22 protein-coding genes are annotated in these 19,830 nt (G+C 74.2%); 14 read left to right on the top strand and 8 right to left on the bottom strand.

The window, feature by feature from the left end:
* Positions 1–64: 64 nt before the first annotated feature.
* Positions 65–703 (bottom strand): alpha-ketoglutarate-dependent dioxygenase AlkB, encoded by a 639-nt coding sequence (locus HPC71_RS17750; RefSeq protein ID WP_412033870.1) that lies wholly within the window; start codon positions 701–703, stop codon positions 65–67.
* 105 nt (positions 704–808) lie between these two features.
* Between HPC71_RS17750 and HPC71_RS17745 the strand changes: the two genes are divergently transcribed.
* From HPC71_RS17745 to HPC71_RS17730, 4 genes are all read left to right on the top strand, one after another.
* On the top strand, positions 809–1,558 hold the full coding sequence (locus HPC71_RS17745) for an ABC transporter ATP-binding protein (protein ID WP_154615439.1): 750 nt from the start codon (positions 809–811) through the stop codon (positions 1,556–1,558).
* The gene (locus HPC71_RS17740; protein WP_154615441.1) at positions 1,555–4,092 is read left to right on the top strand and encodes an ABC transporter permease; all 2,538 of its coding nucleotides are present in this window, start codon (positions 1,555–1,557) and stop codon (positions 4,090–4,092) included. Before HPC71_RS17745 ends, HPC71_RS17740 begins: the two co-directional genes overlap by 4 nt.
* A gap of 65 nt (positions 4,093–4,157) precedes the next feature.
* Positions 4,158–4,877: a GntR family transcriptional regulator gene (locus tag HPC71_RS17735; RefSeq protein ID WP_253943771.1), complete on the top strand. Its 720-nt coding sequence runs from the start codon at positions 4,158–4,160 to the stop codon at positions 4,875–4,877.
* Between the two features lie 271 nt (positions 4,878–5,148).
* Positions 5,149–5,439, top strand: coding sequence for a DUF4287 domain-containing protein (locus HPC71_RS17730; protein WP_154615443.1), 291 nt, complete (start codon positions 5,149–5,151; stop codon positions 5,437–5,439).
* A 67-nt stretch (positions 5,440–5,506) separates the two neighbouring features.
* On the opposite strand, the gene HPC71_RS17725 is transcribed toward HPC71_RS17730, so the two are convergent.
* Positions 5,507–5,851, bottom strand: coding sequence for a DUF8819 family protein (locus tag HPC71_RS17725; RefSeq protein WP_253943770.1), 345 nt, complete (start codon positions 5,849–5,851; stop codon positions 5,507–5,509).
* Positions 5,852–5,944: 93 nt separating this feature from the next.
* Between HPC71_RS17725 and HPC71_RS17720 the strand changes: the two genes are divergently transcribed.
* The 5 genes from HPC71_RS17720 to HPC71_RS17700 are packed head-to-tail and all read left to right on the top strand — an operon-like array spanning position 5,945 to position 8,269.
* Complete coding sequence (locus HPC71_RS17720) at positions 5,945–6,310, top strand: hypothetical protein (protein ID WP_154615445.1); 366 nt, start codon at positions 5,945–5,947, stop codon at positions 6,308–6,310.
* The gene (locus tag HPC71_RS17715) at positions 6,310–7,029 is read left to right on the top strand and encodes a WXG100 family type VII secretion target (protein WP_154615448.1); all 720 of its coding nucleotides are present in this window, start codon (positions 6,310–6,312) and stop codon (positions 7,027–7,029) included. The genes HPC71_RS17720 and HPC71_RS17715 overlap by 1 nt, the downstream gene beginning before the upstream one ends.
* On the top strand, positions 7,026–7,259 hold the full coding sequence (locus tag HPC71_RS17710; protein ID WP_154615450.1) for a hypothetical protein: 234 nt from the start codon (positions 7,026–7,028) through the stop codon (positions 7,257–7,259). The genes HPC71_RS17715 and HPC71_RS17710 overlap by 4 nt, the downstream gene beginning before the upstream one ends.
* A 9-nt stretch (positions 7,260–7,268) precedes the next feature.
* Positions 7,269–7,979: a copper homeostasis protein CutC gene (locus tag HPC71_RS17705; RefSeq protein ID WP_154615452.1), complete on the top strand. Its 711-nt coding sequence runs from the start codon at positions 7,269–7,271 to the stop codon at positions 7,977–7,979.
* Between the two features lie 17 nt (positions 7,980–7,996).
* Positions 7,997–8,269: a DUF4031 domain-containing protein gene (locus tag HPC71_RS17700; protein WP_171896999.1), complete on the top strand. Its 273-nt coding sequence runs from the start codon at positions 7,997–7,999 to the stop codon at positions 8,267–8,269.
* A gap of 14 nt (positions 8,270–8,283) precedes the next feature.
* On the opposite strand, the gene HPC71_RS17695 is transcribed toward HPC71_RS17700, so the two are convergent.
* Entirely contained in the window at positions 8,284–8,919 is a 636-nt protein-coding gene (locus HPC71_RS17695; protein WP_253943769.1) for an HD domain-containing protein, read from the bottom strand.
* Positions 8,920–8,954: 35 nt separating this feature from the next.
* Between HPC71_RS17695 and HPC71_RS17690 the strand changes: the two genes are divergently transcribed.
* Positions 8,955–9,329 carry a nuclear transport factor 2 family protein gene (locus tag HPC71_RS17690; RefSeq protein ID WP_154615454.1) on the top strand — a complete coding sequence of 125 codons (375 nt, stop codon included), beginning with the start codon at positions 8,955–8,957 and terminating at the stop codon, positions 9,327–9,329.
* On the opposite strand, the gene HPC71_RS20965 is transcribed toward HPC71_RS17690, so the two are convergent.
* From HPC71_RS20965 to HPC71_RS17670, 4 genes are all read right to left on the bottom strand, one after another.
* Positions 9,296–10,687, bottom strand: a complete 1,392-nt coding sequence (locus HPC71_RS20965) for an MSCRAMM family protein (RefSeq protein ID WP_154615456.1) — start codon at positions 10,685–10,687, stop codon at positions 9,296–9,298. The two genes, HPC71_RS17690 and HPC71_RS20965, sit on opposite strands and share 34 nt — an antisense overlap.
* A 116-nt stretch (positions 10,688–10,803) precedes the next feature.
* Positions 10,804–11,670: an oxygenase MpaB family protein gene (locus HPC71_RS17680; RefSeq protein ID WP_171896998.1), complete on the bottom strand. Its 867-nt coding sequence runs from the start codon at positions 11,668–11,670 to the stop codon at positions 10,804–10,806.
* Between the two features lie 56 nt (positions 11,671–11,726).
* Entirely contained in the window at positions 11,727–13,076 is a 1,350-nt protein-coding gene (locus tag HPC71_RS17675; RefSeq protein WP_154615458.1) for a right-handed parallel beta-helix repeat-containing protein, read from the bottom strand.
* 89 nt (positions 13,077–13,165) lie between these two features.
* On the bottom strand, positions 13,166–15,823 hold the full coding sequence (locus HPC71_RS17670; protein ID WP_171896997.1) for a glycoside hydrolase family 3 C-terminal domain-containing protein: 2,658 nt from the start codon (positions 15,821–15,823) through the stop codon (positions 13,166–13,168).
* A gap of 224 nt (positions 15,824–16,047) precedes the next feature.
* Here HPC71_RS17670 and HPC71_RS17665 point away from each other — a divergent pair, with 224 nt between their 5' ends.
* Genes HPC71_RS17665 through HPC71_RS17655 form a run of 3 tightly spaced genes read left to right on the top strand, consistent with a single transcriptional unit; the run spans position 16,048 to position 17,683 of the window.
* Positions 16,048–16,932 (top strand): aldo/keto reductase, encoded by an 885-nt coding sequence (locus HPC71_RS17665; RefSeq protein WP_216656450.1) that lies wholly within the window; start codon positions 16,048–16,050, stop codon positions 16,930–16,932.
* Between the two features lie 14 nt (positions 16,933–16,946).
* Entirely contained in the window at positions 16,947–17,156 is a 210-nt protein-coding gene (locus HPC71_RS17660) for a hypothetical protein (protein ID WP_154615462.1), read from the top strand.
* Positions 17,153–17,683, top strand: coding sequence for a hypothetical protein (locus HPC71_RS17655; RefSeq protein ID WP_154615464.1), 531 nt, complete (start codon positions 17,153–17,155; stop codon positions 17,681–17,683). Before HPC71_RS17660 ends, HPC71_RS17655 begins: the two co-directional genes overlap by 4 nt.
* 61 nt (positions 17,684–17,744) lie before the next feature.
* On the opposite strand, the gene serA is transcribed toward HPC71_RS17655, so the two are convergent.
* Positions 17,745–18,944: a phosphoglycerate dehydrogenase gene (gene serA / locus HPC71_RS17650; protein WP_171896996.1), complete on the bottom strand. Its 1,200-nt coding sequence runs from the start codon at positions 18,942–18,944 to the stop codon at positions 17,745–17,747.
* A gap of 344 nt (positions 18,945–19,288) precedes the next feature.
* Between serA and HPC71_RS17645 the strand changes: the two genes are divergently transcribed.
* Positions 19,289–19,828, top strand: coding sequence for a hypothetical protein (locus tag HPC71_RS17645; protein ID WP_154615466.1), 540 nt, complete (start codon positions 19,289–19,291; stop codon positions 19,826–19,828).
* Positions 19,829–19,830 lie beyond the last annotated feature (2 nt).

The following is a 19,830-nucleotide window of genomic DNA, read 5'->3' as shown; positions in this document are numbered from 1 at the left end:
GTCTCCCCCTGGGGAGGCGGCGCCCGCGCCACGTCCGCCCGGCGGCGTACGACGCCGGTGGTGCTCAGAACACGTTGAACGGGCGGAACTGCACCGAGATCCGCGGCCCGGCGTGCGCCACCTTGGGCACGGCGTGCTCCCAGGTGCGCTGGCAGGAGCCGCCCATGACCAGCAGGTCGCCGTGGCCCATCTCGATCGAGATCGACTCCCCGCCGCCGCGGGGGCGCAGCTGGAGCCGGCGGGGGTCGCCGACGGAGACGATCGCGACCATCGTGTCGCGCGTGGACCCGCGGCCGATCGTGTCGCCGTGCCAGGCCACGCTGTCGCGGCCGTCGCGGTACCAGCAGCAGCCGGCCGTGCGGAACGGCTCGCCCAGCTCGGGCAGGTAGTGCTCGCTGAGCGCCTCGCGGGCGTCGGTGAGCACGGGGTGGGGGAGCTCCTCGCCGATCAGGTAGGTGTGCAGCAGGCGCGGCACGGCGACCAGCCGGTCGTACATCTGCCGCTGGTCGGCCCGCCACGGGACCTCGGCGACGAGCGTGGCGAAGACGTCGTCGGCCTGGGGGAGCCAGCTGCGGCACACGTCGACCCAGGCGCCGCGGGTCAGCGGCATCCGCTCGGTCCGCGCCAGCGACGCCAGCAGCGCGGCGCGGGGCGGCTCCGCGGCCGGAGCCTCCGCCTGGAACAGCGAGGTCTGGAAGTCCACGCGAGCCAGGGTATCGAACGCGTGTTCGAGGCGGTACCACCCGGAAGGAGGCGTTGCTGGTCAACCGGGTGGCGCGCCCTTGGTCCGGGGCGGGATCGTGGACCCATGACCGAGCCCGCCGCCCGTGTGCGACACCTGACCAAGACCTACGGCACCGGCCAGGCGCTCGTGCGAGCCCTCGACGACGTGAGCCTCGACATCGCCGCCGGTGAGTTCACCGCGGTGATGGGGCCGAGCGGCTCGGGCAAGTCCACCCTGATGCACTGCTGCGCGGGGCTCGACACCGCCGACTCCGGTGAGGTGCTCGTCGGCGACCAGGACCTGACCCAGCTCGGCGACAAGGCGCTCACCCGCCTGCGCCGCGACCAGATCGGCTTCGTCTTCCAGTCCTTCAACCTGGTGCCGACGCTGACAGCGGGGGAGAACATCCTGCTGCCGCTGTCCATCGCCGGCCGCCGCCCCGAACCCGGGTGGTACGACGCGGTGGTCGCCGCCGTCGGGCTGGGCGACCGGCTCCACCACCGGCCCAACGAGCTCTCCGGCGGCCAGCAGCAGCGGGTCGCCGTGGCCCGCGCGCTGGTCAGCCGCCCGCGCATCGTCTTCGCCGACGAGCCGACCGGCAACCTCGACTCGCGCTCGGGCGCGGAGGTGCTCGAGCTGCTGCGCCGCAGCGTCCACGCCCCGCCCGAGGAGGGCGGCGGCCAGACGGTCGTGATGGTCACCCACGACCCCGTGGCGGCGGCGTACACCGATCGTGTCGTCTTCCTCGCCGACGGCCGGGTGGTCGACGAGCTGCGGCAGCCCACCCGCGAGCAGGTGCTCGACGTGATGGCCCGGATGAGCGCGCCCGCATGATCCGCGTCGCCCTGCGCAGCCTGCTCGGGCGCAAGCTGCGGCTGTTGATGAGCACGTTCGCGATCGTCCTCGGTGTCGCGTTCGTCGCCGGGTCGCTGGTCTTCTCCGACACCCTCGGCCGCAGCTTCACCGCCCTCTTCGCCTCGGCCGTCGGCGACGTGGTCGTCCGCCCGGTCGGCGGCACCACCGTCCAGGGCTCGCCGTCGACCGAGATCCTCCCGGCCGCGCTGGTCGACGAGCTCGCCGAGGTGCCCGGGGCGGCCCGCGCCGACGGCAACGTCACCGCGGTCGGCGTCTTCGTGGTCGACACCGGCGGCAAGGTCGTCGGCGGCCTCGGCCCGCCCGCCCTCGGCGGCAACTTCAACGACGCGCCCGCCGGCCACGGCCTCACCGGGCTGACCATCCAGGAGGGGCGCGAGCCCCGCGCGGCCGGCGAGGTGGTGCTCGACGAGCGCACCGCCGACCGCGCCGGGTACGACATCGGCGACACGGTCCCGTTCGTCACCTCCACCGAACGTCCCGACCTCGAGGCCGAGCTGGTCGGCATCGCGGAGTTCGCCGAGGGCGGGTCGCTCAACGGCGCGACGCTCGCGCAGTTCGACACCGCGACCGCCCAGGACCTCTTCCTCGGCGGCCGCGACGTCTACAACGACGTGTGGGTCACCGCCGAGGACGGCGTCAGCCAGGAGGAGCTCGCCGAGCGGGTCCGCGAGGTGCTGCCCGCCGGGGTCGAGGCCGTGACCGGCGACGACGCCGCCGACGAGAGCGCCTCGGACCTGCTCGAGGCGGTCTCCTTCCTCACCACCTTCCTGCTGATCTTCGCCGGCATCGCGCTGGTGGTCGGCTCCTTCCTCATCGTCAACACCTTCTCGATCCTGGTCGCCCAGCGCAGCCGCGAGCTCGCGCTGCTGCGCGCCCTCGGCGCCTCCCGCCGACAGGTCACCTGGTCGGTGCTGCTCGAGGCGTTCGTGCTGGGGCTGGTCGGCTCGACCGTCGGCCTGGGCCTCGGCGTGCTCCTCGCGATGGGCATCCGGGCGGTCACCGCGACCTTCGGCCTCGACCTCACCGGCCAGGGCCTGGTCTTCGAGCCGCGCACGGTCCTCGCGGCGTACGCCGTCGGCGTGCTGGTCACCATGGCCGCGGCGTTCCTGCCGGCCCACCGCACCGGGCGGATCGCGCCGGTCCAGGCGATGCGCGACGACGTGGCGCTGCCCGAGAGCTCGATGCGTCGCCGGCTGGTCGGCGGGCTGGTGCTGGTGGCGGTCGGGCTGGTCGCGCTGGTGGCCGGGCTGTTCGCCGACGTGCCCCGCGCGGGCTGGTGGGTCGGCCTGGGCGTGCTCGCCGTGCTGCTCGGGGTGGCCGGCGCCAGCCCGGTGCTCAGCCGGCCCTTCCTGGGCGCCGCGCGGGCGGCGTACGCCCGGGTCTTCGGTGCGGTCGGCAACCTCGCCGGCCAGAACGGGCTGCGCAACCCCCGGCGCACCACCGCCACCGCCTCGGCGCTGATGATCGGGCTGACCCTGGCCTGCACGATGGCGATCCTCGGCGCGTCGGCGAAGGCCACCGTCGACCGGTCGGTGGAGGAGAGCTTCGTCGGGGACTACGTGGTCAGCAGCGCCTTCGGCGGGGAGTTCTCCCCGGCCGTGGCCGACGAGATGGCCGAGGTCGACGGGGTGGCCTCGGTGGTGCGCGAGCGCTTCGCGTTCGGCGCCCGCGACGGGGACGACCAGGGCATCTCGGCGACCGACCCGGGGAGCATCGACGACCTCGGCCTGCGGCTCGTGGAGGGATCCGCCGACCCGCTGCGCGACGGCACGGTCGTGGTGCAGGAGTCGTGGGCCGAGGACGAGGGGGTCGGCGTCGGCGACACCGTCACCCTCGACCTGCCGGCGGGGGAGGAGCAGTGGGAGGTGGTCGGCATCTTCGAGGACAACCCGATCGTGTTCTTCCCGCTGCTCACCACCCTCGACACGCTGCTGTCCGCGGGCTTCCCCGACCGCGACAACTACGTGGTCGTCGACGCCGAGCCCGGGGCCACCGGGGTGCACGAGCGGCTCGAGGAGGTCGTCGCCGACAACCCGGTCGTGACGGTCAAGGACGAGGCCGGCTTCGCCGCGGAGCAGCGCGAGCCGATCGACCAGCTGGTGCTGATGGTCTTCGCGCTGCTCGGGCTCGCGCTGGTCATCGCGGTGCTCGGCATCGTCAACACCCTCGCGCTCTCGGTCATCGAGCGGACCCGCGAGGTCGGCCTGCTGCGCGCCATCGGGCTCAGCCGCGGGCAGCTGCGCCTGATGATCACCCTGGAGTCGGTGGTCATCGCGGTGCTCGGGGCGGTGCTCGGCGTCGTGCTCGGCACGTTCTTCGGCGTGGTGCTGATGCGCGCCCTGCGCGACGAGGGGCTCGACGTGGTCAGCGTGCCGGTCGGCCAGCTCGCGGCGTTCCTCGGGGTGGCGATCGTCGTCGGCGTCCTGGCCGCGGTGCTCCCCTCGCGGCGCGCGGCGCGGCTCGACGTGCTGAAGGCGATCGCGACGGACTGAGCGAGAGGCCGGCGTTTACCTCAATTCGGGGACAGCGCTGGTCTGGTCCGCCTACCCTCACCGGTGTGGACGAGCTGCTGGTGACGGACGGACGTGCGCTCAAGCACGTCCAGGTGCGCGAGTACGTGCGTTCCCTGGTCACCGGGTGCGCTCCCGGATCGCCCGCGCCCTCCGAGCGCGAGCTGGTCCACCGTTTCGGCGTCGCGCGGATGACCGTGCGCCAGGCCATGGACGCGCTGGTGGTGGAGGGGCTGCTCGAGCGGATCCCCGGCCGCGGCACGTTCGTCGCCCGGCCGCGCCGCACCGCCAGCAAGATCACCGGGTACACCGAGGAGATGAACCGGCGCGGCCTCCTCGCCGAGTCCCAGACCCTCCTCGCCCGCCGCGAGCAGGCCGGCCCGGGCGTCGCCCGCGCGCTGAGCCTCAGCGAGGGCGACGCGGTCATCCACTGGCGCCGCCTGCGCCGCGCCGACGCGAAGCCGATGTGCCTGGAGGACGCCTACCTCAACGAGGTGCTCCTGCCCGGCTTCCTGCAGAGCGGCATGCCCACCAGCCTGTACGACGCCCTGGACGCGCGCGGCCTGCGCCCGACCTGGGCCGAGGACTCCATCACCGCGGACAAGGCCACCCCCGAGGAGGCCACCCTGCTCGAGGTCGAGACCGGTGCCTCGGTGCTGCGGCACTCCCGCCGCGCGATCGCCGGCGAGAAGGTCGTCGAGGTCTCGCGCACCGTCTACCGCGCGGACCGGTTCACCCTCTGGGTGCAGCTCGGCCAGGAGTCCTGAGGCCGCTCCGCAGGTCTGTCGGCGGCCCTGGTCGGGGTCTGCTCGGGGCCTGCTCTGGTCTGTCGGGGTCACCGGTTCACCGGTGACCCCTGCACTTGTCGGGGCAGATCTGCCCCGATAAGTGCAGGGGTCCCCTGATAAGTGCTGCCCCGGGCGTCGATGAGTACGCCGGCCGGCGCGGGTCGATCACCCCGACCGCGTCGACTCCCTCGGCCCGGTCCCGACCCCGCCGACCGGACGGCCGGCGGGCCCCCGACGACAGGAGCACGCGATGTCCTTCCAGGCCTACCTCGACAAGGCGGAGGAGCAGACCGGCCTCACGCCCCGCCAGCTGGTGCAGCAGGCGAACGAGCACGGCCTGGACGCCTCGTCGCGATCCGGTGAGGTGATCGCGTGGTTCAAGGCCGAGCACGGGCTCGGCCACGGGCACGCCGCCGCGCTGGCCCACGTGGTCGTCAAGGGGCCGCGGATCAGCGACAAGCACGTCGGCTCCACCGGCAGCCACCGCGACGAGTCCGACACCCTCTGGCTCGACGGCCGGGCCACTCGTCCCGGCGCCTGAGCCGGGCAGCCGGGCCCGGGGCGGTCGGGCCCGGGGCGGTCGGGCAGCGGCGGTCGGGCAGCCGGCGCTACAGGCCGCCCAGCGGGGCCACCACCTCGCCGGACTCCTCGCACACCCAGACCGGGTCGGGGCCGCCGAGGTCGGGCTGGATGTAGAGGGCGTGCTCGGGTGCGTCGGCGCCGCACCGCAGGCACAGCGGCCACCGGCCGACGGTCTCCAGCAAGGCGTCCTGGACGTCCTGGGCGACCAGCCCGGCGACGTACACCTCGCCCTGGGGCCACTGCTCGGCCCACCACTGGCGGGCCGAGCAGGCGTCCTCCAGCGCCGAGACGGCGTCCGCCGAGGCGCACCGACGCGCTTCGAGGTCGGCCAGGACCCGTGCTCGGGCATTCATCAGCAGCGCGTTGTCCACAGGCCCATCGTGGCGCGCGTTTCAAGGCCCGCCCGCCGAGGGCAACCCGGAAGGACCGGGTCGCGGCACGCGGCCCCCGCTCCGGAGGTGGAGATGGACCTGTTCGTGAGGGACTGGGAGGACCTGCGGCGGCTGCCGGGCGTCCTCGACGAGACGGCCGCGCAGGCGGCCGACATCACCGCGCACGCGGTGACCTGGGTGGCGCGGCGCGACGGCTTCGAGCCCAGCCCCGTGTGCCTGCTGCGGCCGCTGGCCGAGGCGATGGACGGGGTCCGTGCGGCCTTCGAGGCGGCGGGCCGTACGGCGGTCGCGGAGCTCGCCGACCTGGTCCAGGGCGTCGAGGCGGCCACCCGCGTGATCGAGGCCTCCGACGCCGCGGTCCCCGCCTGCCTGCCCACGGTGACCGCGCCCGACCTGCCGGCCCTGCCCGCACCGCCCGGCCTGCCCGAGGTGGCCTGATGCTGGTCGGGCTGCACCTCGTCGACCCGGAGCCGGGCGAGGCCGAGCTGCGCCACGACGCGACCTTCGAGCTGTGGGACGAGTCGATCTCGGCGCTGCGCGACGTCGTCAACACCGGCATCCGGACGCTCAACCAGGTCGGCGCGGGACTGCCGCTGCTGCCCGAGGGCTCGCTCGAGGAGCTGCTCGTCCAGCCGCTGACCGGCGACTACGGCGCGATCCGGCAGAACGCCACCGCCTGCCACCAGGTGGCCGACGCCCTCGGCACGTGGACGGCGAACCTCGTCCGGGTCGCCACCACGCTCGACCCGCGCTGGGACGGGCTGGCCGGCACCGCGTTCACCGCCCGGCTCAGCGTCCAGGCGGTCGCCGCACGCGGGCTGGCGGAGGTCGTGCGCCGCGGGTCGGCCCTGCTCGAGGAGATCGCGGAGGTCTCCGAGCGCCTCGGCGTCCGCGTCGAGGAGCTGCTGGTCGAGCTCGGGAAGGCGATCGCCCGGCTGGCCCGGCGGTTGCTGGCCCGGGTGGGCGGTCCGGCCGGCTGGGCGTCGTTCGCGGCCGAGCTCGCGCTGCGCGGGCTCGACGCCGTCACCGACATCGTCGACGACGTCCGTCGCGTGGTCGACCTGGTCGAGGCCGTCCTGGACCTGCACCGCACCGTCGCGGACTGGGCCGAGGTCCAGCGCGACCGGCTCGCGGTCTTCGAGGAGCTCGCGGCATGAGCGCGGTGGCCGCCGGCAGCGTCGAGCCGCTCGACGCCGGGATGCGGGAGTCGCTGTCCGCCTCCTGCGGGCCGGACGCACCGGTCGAGCTGCAGGCGCTCGCGGCCCGGGTGCGGGAGGGACGCACGAGCTGGGAGGCGGTCTGGGAGCGGCCGCCGCCCGCACTCGTCGGCCGGGTGCTCGCCGACGTGGCGCGGCGGTGGGCGCCGAGCGGCACGGTGGGGGCCTAGCCTGGGGGCGTGGCAGAGACGGCGACCGACCAGCGAGCGGCACTCGCGGCCCCGGTGCTCGAGGTCGCGGTCGCCCACGAGCGCGACGTGCCCGGCGCCGCCGAGGGCGGGGCGCACCGGCTGCGCCTCGCCGCGCCCGGCCGGTTCTCGCCCGAGCCGGCCCTGGTCTCGGCGGTCTGCCGCGAGTCCGACCTGCCGGTGCACGTCGAGCTGCGGCTGACCGACTCCTGGACCACCACCGGCGGCGAGCTCGCCCGGCTCGTCGGCCTGGCCGCCGACTACGCAGCGTGCGGGGCGGCCGGCTTCTCCTTCGGCTTCCTCGACGCCGACCTGGAGGTCGACCTCGCGGTCTGCGCGCACCTGGCCGAGCGGCTGCCCGAGGACCTGCCGTGGACCTTCTCCGAGGCCTTCGACGCCACCCTCGACCCCCGCCGCTCCTGGCGGCGCGTCCGCGTGCTCCCCGGGCTCACCGGCGTCCGCTCGGCCGGCTCGCCACAGGGGATGAGCGTCGGGTACGACGACCTGCTGGCCGCCGCCGCGGACCCCGCCGTCGCCCGGCTGCTCGTCGCGGGCGGCGGGCTCCTGGCCGAGCACGTGCCGTGGCTGCTGCGCGCCGGGGTGCGCCAGCTCGCGGTCGACACCCAGGTGCGACCCGGCGCCTCGCACCGCTCCTACGTCGAGGCCGGCCACGTGCGCTCGTGGCGCCGGCTGCTGGGGTGAGCCGCGGTGGTGCGCCCGTGATCCTCATCGACCCGCCCAATGCGCCCGGGCACGGCCGGCTCTGGTCCCACGTCGCCAGCGACGCCTCCTTCGAGGAGCTGCACGCCTTCGCGCGGACCCTGGGCCTGCCCGAGCGCGGCTTCGACCGGGACCACTACGACGTGCCGGCGGAGTGGTACGACCGGGTCGTGGCCTCCGGTGCCGCCCCGGTCAGCTCCCGCGAGCTGGTCGCCCGGCTGGTCGCGGCCGACCTGCGGCGACGCAAGCGCCGGGGCCGGTCCGCCGGCTGACCGCGGTTCGGTCCTCAGGCCTGTGCCGGTGCGGCGCCGGCCGGCCGGGCCAGCTCGTCGAGCTCGCGGGCCAGGTTGGCGCGGGCCGGGCCCTCCCAGTGCTCGCGCGCCCACGGGGTGTGGAAGAGGTGCTCCTTCTCGGCGAGCGAGCGGAGCACCTGGGTGCGGCCGCGGCGGAAGGTCTCGTCGTCGAGGTGGGCGAACTCGCGGCGGACGGCGGCGACGTACTCCTCATAGCGCGGCCGCGGCGCCGCCAGGATCGCCAGGTCGGCGTCGGAGAGCGCGCAGCCGTTGGCGTCGCCGTCCTCGGGGCGGTGGGTCTCGGTCGTCCGCACGAGCCGCGCGACCTCGGCCACGGTCGCGGCGTCGACCAGCCCGGCCAGCGCGTCCTCGGCCCAGACCGCCGAGCGCTCCTCGGCGTCGCGCTCGCCGTCGTACACGCCGTCGTGGAACCACGCGGCCAGCAGCACCGGCACCCGGTCGTAGGCCGCCCCGCGCTCGGCGAGCTCGGCCAGCCGGGCCAGCACCTCCGCCAGGTGCCGCGTGTCGTGGTAGTCGCGGTCGTCCCCCGCGTACGCCGCTGCCAGCGCGTCGCGCACCTCCTCGCCGGCGGTCAGGGGCCAGGAGGCGAGCAGATGGTCGTCGTCCACCCGCACAGTGTGGCAAAGCCGCTAGGTTGCCGGCCATGCCAGCGAGCAACGAAGCGGTCCGCGCCGTCGTCGAGAGGTACGTCGCGCTCGTCGCGACCGGCACCGCGGACCAGATCGTCGACCTGTACGCCGACGGGGCGACCGTCGAGGACCCGGTCGGCAGCGAGCCCTTGACGACCCGGGAGGCGATCCACGCCTTCTACGCCACGCTCGAGGGGCTCGAGCAGGAGACCCGGCTCCTCGACGCACGGGTGGTCGCGGGCGAGGCGGTCTTCGCCTTCGAGGTGCGGACGAAGGCGGGCGACCAGACCTACGTGCTCGCGCCGTTCGACGTGATGACCTTCGACGACGACGCCCGGATCACCAGCATGCGCGCCTACTGGGGCGAGGCGGACATGCGCCTGGCCTGACCCGGGTCCTGCGCCGGAGTCGGGGTCGGGGTCGGGCTCGGCGTCGGGTTCGGGGTCGGGGTCGGGGTCGGGCTCGGGGTGGGGGTCGGGCTCGGGGTCGGGCTCGGGGTGGCGCAGGCGGGGGTGTCCTGCTTCGGGAGGCGCGGCAGGAGCACGTCCCCGACGTCGGTCCGGCGACCGGTGGTCACCGCGATGCCGCCGACCTCGACGCGACCGAACCGGCACTTGCCGGCGGGATCGGGGCCCAGGTACTCGGTGTAGGCGGGCATCGCGACGATCCGCATGCCCTTCTGGGTGAGCAGCGCCCCGCCCAGGTCGAAGGAGCCGCGGCGCCCCGTGATCGTCGAGGCGATCTCCGCGCCGCCGCGGTCGAAGAGCATGACCTTGACGCCCTCGAGCACCTGGCCCGGGTCGGCCTCGTCGACGACCGTGCCGGTCACCCAGGCGCCGCGCTTGGTCCAGCGGAACGTGCTGGCCAGGTCGGCGCGGCCGGCCTTGACGAAGGCGCCGCTCACGTTGCCGCGGCGGGGGAGGTAGATGCCGACCGCGGGCGCCTCCATGACGTACTTGCCGGGGAAGAGGCCTTGGAAGGTCACCGTGCCCCGCCTGGCCTTGGCGGTCCAGAACTGGCCGGTGCGCTTGCTGCTCACGGTGACGAAGAACGTGCCGTCCATCCGGCTGCCATCGGGCTTCTGGAGGTCGACGAGCAGGCTGCCGCCGCGGGTGCCGAGGGCGACCTTGATGTTGGCGATCTTGCCGCGGGCCAGCTTGCGGACGTAGATGCTGCGGCCGACGAACTGGGCGCGCCGGTCATAGCCCCACACCGAGTAGCTGCTGCCCGGCAGCCCGCCGATGGCGAACTGGCCCTTGCCGTTGGCCTTGGTCTCATACGACTGCCCGTAGGTGTTCGCGGCGACCACCCGGGCGCCGCCGGCGGGCTTGCCGCCGGCGCGGACGGTGCCGGTGATCGCGGCGCCGCGCCGCAGCCGGACGTCCTTCTGGACCTTCTGGCCCGAGGCCAGGCGGACGGTGACGTCGGCGGGCGCGTACTTGGTGACGTCGTAGGAGGGCCGCTGGTCGACGAACTGCAGGTGGTAGGTGCCCGGCGGCAGCGAGAGGGAGTAGATGTCGGAGGTGACCCGGCGCTGCCCGAGGTAGCTCCAGTCCTTCGCGAACCAGCGCATCGTCAGGTTGATCTTCCCGCCCTGGGGGTTGATCACCTGCCCGCGGACGGTGCCGTTGGCGGCCTGCGCCGGCGCGGTCGGCCCGAGGGCGACCAGGAGCGTGGTCAGCAGCGAGGCGAGCAGTCCGAGCGCGAGCACCAGCGCGGAGCGGCGTCGAACGGTGAGGGTCCCCATGGGGCCACCCTAGGAACGCAGGCGGGTCGCCCGCGCAAGATCGCCTCAGGCTTCGCTCAAGACTTCGGTCACAGCTCGCCTCACGACTCCGCTCACGACGTCGGTCACGCCGTCGATCACGCCCCGGACCGGGCCGCGCGCTCGCCCGGCGGCGTCATCGCCCAGCGGATCGTGCCGACCGCGACCGAGCCCAGCACGCGCACCACGGTGCGCTCGGAGACCGGCAGCCACGGCAGCAGCAGGTGCCGGCGGGTCCAGCCCGGCATCAGCCCGATCGCTGCGGCGACCAGCACGCCGTACGGCGCCCGGGCCGGCAGCGGGAGCGGCGGCTTGAACAGCAGGTAGCGCACGGCCTCGCGGGCCTCAGGGGTGCCGCGCAGCTCGGAGCGGTACGCCGCGAGCCGCTCGCGCAGCTCGGCCTCGGTCGTGGGCGGGTCGATGACCCCGAGCCGGCGCCCGACCTCGGCGACCTGCGCGACGTAGGTGTCGCGGCCGGCCTGGTCGAGCGGTTCGGCGCCGTAGGTGGTGTGGGCCAGCAGGAAGCTGTCGACCTCGGCGACGTGGACCCACATCAGCAGGTGGGGATCGCTGGCGGCGTACGTCGTGCCGTCGGGCATCGTGCCGGTGATCCGGTCGTGGATGCGGCGCACCGCGTCGACGGCCTGCTGGGCGTCGTCGGCGTGGCCGAAGGTGGTCACCGCGAGGAACGTGCTGGTCCGCGCGAGCCGGCCCCACATGTCGCCGCGGAAGCCGGAGTGCTCGGAGACCGCGCGCATCGCGGCCGGGTGCAGCGTCTGGAGCAGCAGCGCGCGGATCCCGCCGACGAACATCGAGGCGTCGCCGTGCACGCGGGCGATCGGGCTGTCCGGCTCGAACCACCGCGGGCCGGGCCGGCCGTGGATGCGGGCGGCCTGCTTCGCCCCGTCCGGGCCCGCCACCCGCAGGAAGAGCGCCTGGCCGAGCCGTTCGCGCACGTTGGTCACCTCCCTGAGCCTACGGTCCGGGCCCTCGCCCTGTCCGCGCCTGCGAGCGGGCGCGGTCACGCCGGGGGAGGCGAGGACCGCTCCACTCCCGGGGCGACGCGCAGCGGGACGCCCTCGACGTCGACGGAGTTGCCGGTGATCTCGATGCCGCGGCCCGCGTCGACGGCGATGCCGTTGACCGGGCCCGAGAGCCGGTTGTCGGCGATGAGCACGTCGGTGGCGACGCCGGCGCCGCGGCCGTCGGTGCCGTCGTCCTCGGTCACCACGATCGCCCAGAAGTCCCGGTCGGCGCCGGTCACGGCGTTCTCGCGCACGGTCGTGCCGGGCGCGTTGCGCAGCTCGATGCCCACCTCGGAGCCGGGGCGCCCGACGACCTCGTTGTCCTCGATGAGGGTGTCGGGGGTCCCGAGGATGACGAGCACGCCCTGCCGGTTGCCGACCAGGCGGTTGTCGTGGACCCAGTTGCCCTCGCCGCTGGCGTCGTGCTGGTGCTTCGTGCCTCCGGAGTTGCCCAGCGCGACCGCGGCGGCGTCGACGCCGGTGACGGTGTTGCCGCGGATCTCGTTGCGGTGCTCGCCCTCGCCGTGCAGGTCGATGGCGTCCAGGACCCCGCCCTCGACGACGTTGTCGGCGACCAGGTTGTGGTGGGTGGGGAACTGCAACAGGATGCTGTGGCGCAGGTGCCGGCCGTCGAGGTGGTTGTCCGCGACCACGTTGTCCCGCGAGTCGTCGGGGCCGCCCGGGTCGCGGTCGTCGGGCGTGCCCTCGACCACGATCCCGTAGCCGGCGCCGCCGGGGCCGACGCTGGTGGCGTCGGCGACGTGGCAGGCCCGCACGGTCACCTCCCGGCTGGCCTTCACCGTGATGCCATGGCGCTGGAAGAGCTCCACGGCGACGTCCTCGACGAGCACCCGCCGACTGCCCTGCCCGTCGTCCGCACCGATCTGCACGCCGTACATCGGGCCCCCGCCGGGCCCCTCCTCGTCCGGGTCGGTGCCGAGGGGGCCCTCGTGCGCCGAGGTGATGGTGAGGCCGCGCAGCGAGGCGTCCCGGACGCCCGACCCGCGCACGACCGCGCTGTCGTCCTCCCCGTCGAACCAGGTGCGGAGCACGGTGGCCTCGCGGCCCGCGCCGCGGACCTGCACGCCGGCGGCGAGCAGCAGGTTCGCGTCCTCCTCGTCGGGGTCGGCCGACCTCAGGTCGTACACCCCGGCGGGGAGGACCACCTCGTCGCCCGGCTCCGCCGCGGCCAACGCCTCCCGGATGGCGGGGGCGTCGTCCCCGGTGCCGGGCTCGGGATCGGCTCCCAGGTCCGTGACGTCGTACGCCGTCCCGGCGGTCGCCTCCTCGGGCGTGGACGGGGGCTCCGGCTCCGCAGGGGTGTCGCCGGTGCACGCGGTCAGCACGACCGCGAGCAGGCCGGCGACGGTCCCGCACGCCCGAGGGGCCCCGCGTCGACGGAGGGTCGGTGGACCCGACCGGGGCCCTCGGGTCGTCACCCCTTCCGGACCGTGATCACCAGCGTCCTGGTGGCCCGCTTCGAGACGGCCGAGCCGGTGTAGACGAGCTTCAGCCGGTGGACGCCCGCCCGGAGGCGGGGCAGCCGCACCTGGGCGCGGCCGCGGGCGTCGAGCGCGTCGAGCGCGATCACGACTCCGCCCTCCTTGACCCGGACCTCGCCGGTCGCCGGCTTCCCGGCCGAGACGACCCGGAGGGTGATCCGGGCTCGGGTGCTCGAGGTCACCGGCCGCGGGCGGACCGTCGGCTTCTTGATCTGCGAGGGCGCCTTGACCGCCTTGTCGACGTCCAGCGTCACCGACCGACGCAGGGGGGTGTCCTCGGAGGAGCCGCCGACGAAGACCGTGAAGCGTCCCTTCGGCGTCGTCCACTTCCCGTCCGCCCAGCGCCTGAGGTCGTCGGGGTCCTCCGGTGCGAAGTAGGAGAGCGGGTGGTTGGAGGCGCCGGCGTTCAGGACCGTCGAGACGCGCCTGCTCTCGCCGGGCTCGAGGTCGACCTTCTCGAAGCCGACCAGCCGGTTGAAGTTCTCGCCGGCCGCCTTCGGGAGCCTCAGGTAGACCTGCGAGGCCTCCTTGCCGGCGACGTCGCCGGTGTTGGTCACGGTGTAGCCGACCCGCACACCCGTCTGCTTCCCGTTCTTGCGGACCTTGGCCACCTGAAGGTCGCTGTAGCCGAAGGTCGTGTAGGACTGCCCGTAGCCGAACGGGAACAGCGGCTCGGTGCCGGTCGCCTGGTACCAGCGGTAGCCCATCTTCAGGCCCTCGGTGTAGCGGACCACCCGCTGCGGCGCGCCGGGGATCGGGTCACGCCCGATGCCGCCGGGCGAGCCGGTGTCCTCGGGGTAGCCCGGGTACTGCTCCTGGCTCGCGTACGCCGCCTCGCGGTCGGTCTTGCCGAACGTCACCGGCAGCTTGCCGGAGAAGTTGTTGATCCCGAACAGCGCCTCGGCCACGACGTTGCCGTCCTCCTGGCCGGGGTACCACGCCTCCACCAGGGTGTCGACCTTGTCGATCCAGGGCATGTTCACCTGCCCCTGGGTCTTCAGCACCGTGATCGTGTTCGGGACGGCGTCGAGCACGGCCGGCGCGAGCCGCTGCTGGTCGGTGCCCTGCACCGTCGGCAGATCGAGGTCGGGGACCTCGTTCGCGGCTCCGCCGGGGCCCCCGCTGGGGTTCTCCTGCTGCCAGTTGCTGTTCTTGTCCCACGTCTCGCGGGCGACGTCGCCGAGCATCATGATGGTCACGTCGGACCGCCTCGCCAGCGCGACGGCGCGGTTGACGTTGGTGCCGTTGTCGTAGGTGACCTGGGCGTCGGAGCCGAGCGTCTCGAGGACGTTCTCGAGGCCCTGCCGCGGGGTCACCTCGTACGGCGCGTTGACCGAGACGTTGTTGGCGCGGTCGCCGCTGCGCGGCGGCAGCGTCGCCTCGCCGGCGAACCACCGAGCGCCGATCAGCGCCACCGACTCGGTCGCCTCCGCGTTGAGCGGCAGCAGCTCGCGCTCGTTGCGCAGCAGCACGAGGCTCTCCTCGGCCGCGTCCTTGGCGACCTGGGCGTGGGTGCCGCCCTGGACCATCTCGTCCTCGAGCTGGTCCCAGGTGAACTCCGTGTGCGGGTCGTCGAAGTCGCCGAACTCGAACATCTTGATGTAGCGCTCGCGCAGCATGTCGTCGACGTCGGCCTCGGTGATCTCGCGGTTCCTGATCGCGGCCTTCACCAGCGCCGGGGCGTACCACTCCGGCGCCTCGTCGACCTCGACGTCGGTGCCGGCGAGGATGGAGGGCACGGTGCTCTGCGCGGCGCGCCGGTCGGAGAAGACGTAGCCGTCGAAGCCCCACCTCTCACGCAGGGTCTTGCGCAGCAGCGGCTTGCTCTCGCAGTTGTAGGTGAAGTTCACCTGTCCGTAGGCGCACATCACCGAGGCGACGTCGGCGTCCTTGACGGCCATCTCGAAGGGCAGCAGGTAGAGCTCCTGCATCGCCCGCGAGGGGACGCGGATCGCCGCGGTCCACCGCTCGAACTGGAACTCGGAGTCGTTGGCGACGAAGTGCTTGGCCGTCGCCTGGCTCACGTTGCGCTGCTGGATCCCGCGGATGATCTGCGAGGCGAGGGCGCCGGTCAGGTACGGGTCCTCGCTGAAGAACTCGTTGTTGCGCCCGCCGTACGGCGTGCGGATCAGGTTGAGGACCGGCCCCCAGAGCACCTGGTGCGCCCAGGCCCGCAGCTCGGCGTCGAGCACCTGGCCCCAGCGCAGCGTGGTGGCGCGGTCGAAGGTGGCCGCCGAGGAGATCTGGGCGGGCAGCGCGGTCGCGGTGGGCTCCGGGAGGCAGTCGCCACCGCGGATGCCGGTGCCGCCGTTGGCCATCCGGAAGTCGGGGATCGCCAGCTCGGGGATGCCCTCGATGTGCCGGCCGATCAGGGTGAAGTCACATCCGACGCCGTTGTCGGGGACCCCGTCGTCGAGGTCGTCGTTGTAGACCGGCCGGTTGAAGATCTGCTCGAGCTTCTGGTCCAGCGTCATCGCGTCCAGCAGGAGCTCGGTCCGCTCGGGCGCCGGGAGCGAGGTGTCCATCCAGGGGAGGTCCTCGTCCTGGGCGGTGGCCGGCGGGCTGCCGGTCGTGGCCACGAGGGTCGTCACCATGGCCAGGCTTGCGAGTGCGCTGAGGAGTGTTCTCTTCATGGGAAGCGGCCCGTCGAGTCGGAGATGAGGGGGATCACTCACGATCTGCCCGCCGCGGAGCGACCACAAGGGCACTCCGGATCGGGCCGCCCGGCCCCCCGGGGCGGTTGCGGCGCTGCGGGCCGGCCCGCGGCGGCCCGGAGGCCCGTTTCATCGGGGACCCCTCCGGGCACTTGGGCGCGGTGAGGACACGAGGGATCGGCAACGACCGGGTCGGCCGGGTGCAGGTGGGGGCCATCGGCCTGGGCCTGATGACGTTCGACCAGTCCGGCAGCCAGCCGCGCGAGCAGCTCGCCGCCACCATCCGCGCGGCGCTCGACGCCGGGGTGACGCTCTTCGACACCGCCGACGCCTACGGGCCCGGCGAGGAGAAGGGCGCGGGCGCCCAGGGCGAGAACGAGCGGCTCATCGCCGGGCTCCTCGACGAGCTCGGCGTGCGCAGCCAGGTCTTCCTCGCCACCAAGGGCGGGCACGTCCGCACCGAGGGCGGCGGCTGGGACTCCGACAGCTCGCCCGAGCACCTGCGCGCGGCCGTCGACGCGAGCCTCGAGCGCCTCGGGGTGGAGCAGATCGCGCTGTGGCAGCACCACCGGCCCGACCCGGACGTGCCCTACGAGGAGGTCATCGGCACGCTCAAGGAGATCGCCGACAGCGGCAAGGTCCGCATGGTCGGGCTCTCCAACGCCGACCCCGACCAGATCCGCGCCGCGCACGCCGTCCTCGGTGAGGCGCTGGTGAGCGTGCAGAACCAGTTCTCCCCGGCGTTCCGCTCCAGCCGGCCCGAGATCGACGTGTGCGACGAGCTCGGCCTGGCGTTCCTGCCCTGGAGCCCGCTGGGCGGGCTCGGCGACGCCAAGTCGCTGGCCGAGAAGCACCCGGCCTTCGCCGAGGTCGCCGAGGCCCGCGGGGTGAGCGCCCAGCAGGTCGCGCTCGCCTGGGAGCTGGCCCAGTCCCCGGTCGTCATCCCGATCCCCGGCGCGAAGCGGCCCGAGTCGATCACCGACTCCGCCGCCGCTGCCGACCTCGAGCTCACCGACGACGAGCTCGACCGGCTCAACGCCGACTAGACGTCCCTGTGGTGGTGGACGAGCACGACGAGGGTCCGCCGGCGGCCGTCGACCGGCTGCTGGAGGTGTGCCGCCGCGGTCTCGACCGCGTGCGGCCGGAGGACCTCCCCGCGGCCCTGGCCGCCGGCGCCCTCGTCGTGGACACCCGCCCAGGGGAGCAGCGCGACCGGGCCTGGCTCGCCGCCGGATCACCCGGCGCGCAGCCCGGTACCCCGCGCCCATGATCGGACGTGTCGTGGTGGAGGGCCTGGTCGCCGGCGCGGCCGGGGTGGCGGTGATGACGCTGGGGGAGAAGGTCGAGCAACGGGTGGTGACCGGCCGGCCCAGCTCCTACGTCCCCGCCCGGGTCCTCGAGCGGCTCAGCGGCGCCTCTGAGCAGACCGGCGCCCGATCGCTCGCCCTGAACTGGGTCATGCACCACGGGCAGGGCGCGCTCCTGGGCGTGGTCCGCTCGGCCATGGCGCACGCCGGGCTCCGCGGCCCGCTCGCCTCCGCGCAGTTCGCGGTCATCCGCCTCACCACCGACCAGGTGCTCGAGAACGCCACCGGGGTCGGCGCCCCGCCGCAGACCTGGCCGCGCGGCGAGCTCGTCGTCGACGTGCTGCACAAGGGCGTGTACGCCGCCGTGACCGGCCTGGTCGCGGACGCGCTCGCGGCCCGCAGCGGGCCCGGCCCCGGCCAGCGGCACGCCGCCCGGCGACCCGGCCGGGTCGGCGACGTCGGGCCGCAGCCGCGCTCCGAGGTCGGCTGACCCGGGTCGGCACGCCCCGGGGGGCGCGCCGGTCCTCGCGCCGGGCCGGCGGCGTACGTCGTCAGGCCGACCAGGTGCGGACCCAGAGACCGTTCTCCGAGGCGGCCAGCCGCTGCAGCGACCCCTCCGAGAGCGGGGCGGCGGCGTCGGTGACGACGTACCCCACCTCGCCGCGGGTGGCGAGCTGCTGCTGCACGACGTTGTCGCCCTCCTCGGCGAGCATCTCGTTGAGCCGCGCCAGCACGCCGGGGACGTTGCGGTGCAGGAAGCCCAGCCGGTGGCCGGTGCGCAGCTCGGGGACGTTGACGGCGGGCAGGTTGACCGACAGCGCGGTGCTGCCGTGCAGGGCGAACGCGGCGAGCTTGCCGGAGACGAACCAGCCGATCTCCTCCTGCGCCTCCTGCGTCGAGCCGCCGACGTGCGGGGTGAGGATGACGTTGTCCAGGCCGCGCAGGGGCGACTCGAACGGGTCGCCCTGGGCCTTGGGCTCGACCGGGAAGACGTCCATCGCGGCGCCGGCGATGTGGCCGGAGAGGATGTGCTCGCGCAGCGACTCGGTGTCGACGACCATCCCGCGGGCCGCGTTGACGAACATCGCCCGCGGCTTCATCTTCGCGAACTGCTCGTGCCCGAACATCCCGGCGTTGCCCGGCCGCCCGTCGATGTGCAGGCTGACCACGTCGGAGATCGCGAGCAGCTCGTCGAGGGTCGACATCCGCCGGGCGTTGCCGTGCGCGGGCCGGTCGGCGGTGTCGAAGAAGACCACCCGCATGCCCAGCGCCTCGGCGACCGTCGAGAGCTGGGTGCCGATGTTGCCGTATCCCACGATGCCGAGCGTGCGCCCGCGGACCTCGTGGCTGCCCTTGGCCGACTTGTCCCAGACGCCGGCGTGCATCTTCTCGATCTTCTCCGGCAGTCGCCGGGCCAGCGCGATGATCTCGCCGATGACCAGCTCCACGACGCTGCGGGTGTTGGAGTACGGCGCGTTGAACACCGCCACCCCCCGCTCGGTCGCCGCGGCGAGGTCGACCTGGTTGGTGCCGATGCAGAAGCAGCCGATCGCCACCAGGTCCGGCGCCGCGTCGAGGACCTTCGCGGTGACGGTGGTGTTGGAGCGGATGCCGAGCAGCGAGACGCCCTCGAGCGCCTCGACCAGCTCCTCCTCGGAGAGGGAGCCCGACCGCAGCTCGACCTCGTACCCCTTGGCCTCGAGCGACTCGACGGCCACCTGGTGGATGTTCTCCAGCAGCAGTGCCTTCACGCTCGCACCCTAGGACCGTCCCCCCTCCTCCTCCGATTTCCCGCCCCCGGGTGAGACGGGACGGCTGGGGGTGAGGGGCCTTCGGAGGGGGCGTGCGTACCACCTATAGGTGGTACGCATCCGCTTCCGGGTCAATACATTGGCCCAGAAGCGGGTGCAAAGGCCCAGAAGTACGCCGCCCGCGGCCCGATCCGCAGGAAACCCGCGCCCCCGGACCGCCCCGGACCCACGCCGGACCCCAGGTCTAGCCACGTCGCCCAGCCCGGTTCGAGGGCGCGCGGGCGGGGGTAGGGCTGGAAGCACCGGCAGACGCCCCCCGGCGGGGCGTCGTGGGAGGAGGGGCGATGGAGGAGTGGTGGCGCCTGAACCAGGGCTACTTCGTGATGGCGGCGTTCCTGGCCCTCGTGCTGATCGGGTGGCGCGTGCGTCGCTGGCGGCGGCAGTTCGTCGCCCGGGCGGCCGACAACTCCGCCCGCGGCGCGACCTGGGACAACCAGGGCAACCCCTTCGTGGAGAAGCTGCTGGTCTCGCTGGCGACCGAGGTGCACCTCGACACCGATCTGCCCGGCGCCGAGCAGGTCCTCGCCGCCGCGAAGCTGCCCCGCTGGTGGAAGCCGGCCGGGGAGCGCGCCTGGACGATCCAGGAGGGGGAGGTCGCGACCACGGCGGTGCTGGTCCCGGCCGAGGGCGGTGGCACCCGGCTGGCGCTGCGCGAGGCCGTCCACCAGAACGGGATGCCGACCTCCGAGGGGAACTGGCGCAAGCTGCGCCGGGCGGTGCTCACCGCGGCGGAGGCGGCCGGTGTCGGGGCGGCCGAGGAGGCCGGCCCGCGCCTGCTCCGCGAGCCCGACCGGTGGGTCCGCGGTCCGGTCGGGGCGGGGTGAGC

The organism is Nocardioides marmotae, assembly GCF_013177455.1.
Lineage (GTDB): Bacteria > Actinomycetota > Actinomycetes > Propionibacteriales > Nocardioidaceae > Nocardioides > Nocardioides marmotae.
This window is presented reverse-complemented; position numbering and strand designations above follow the sequence as displayed.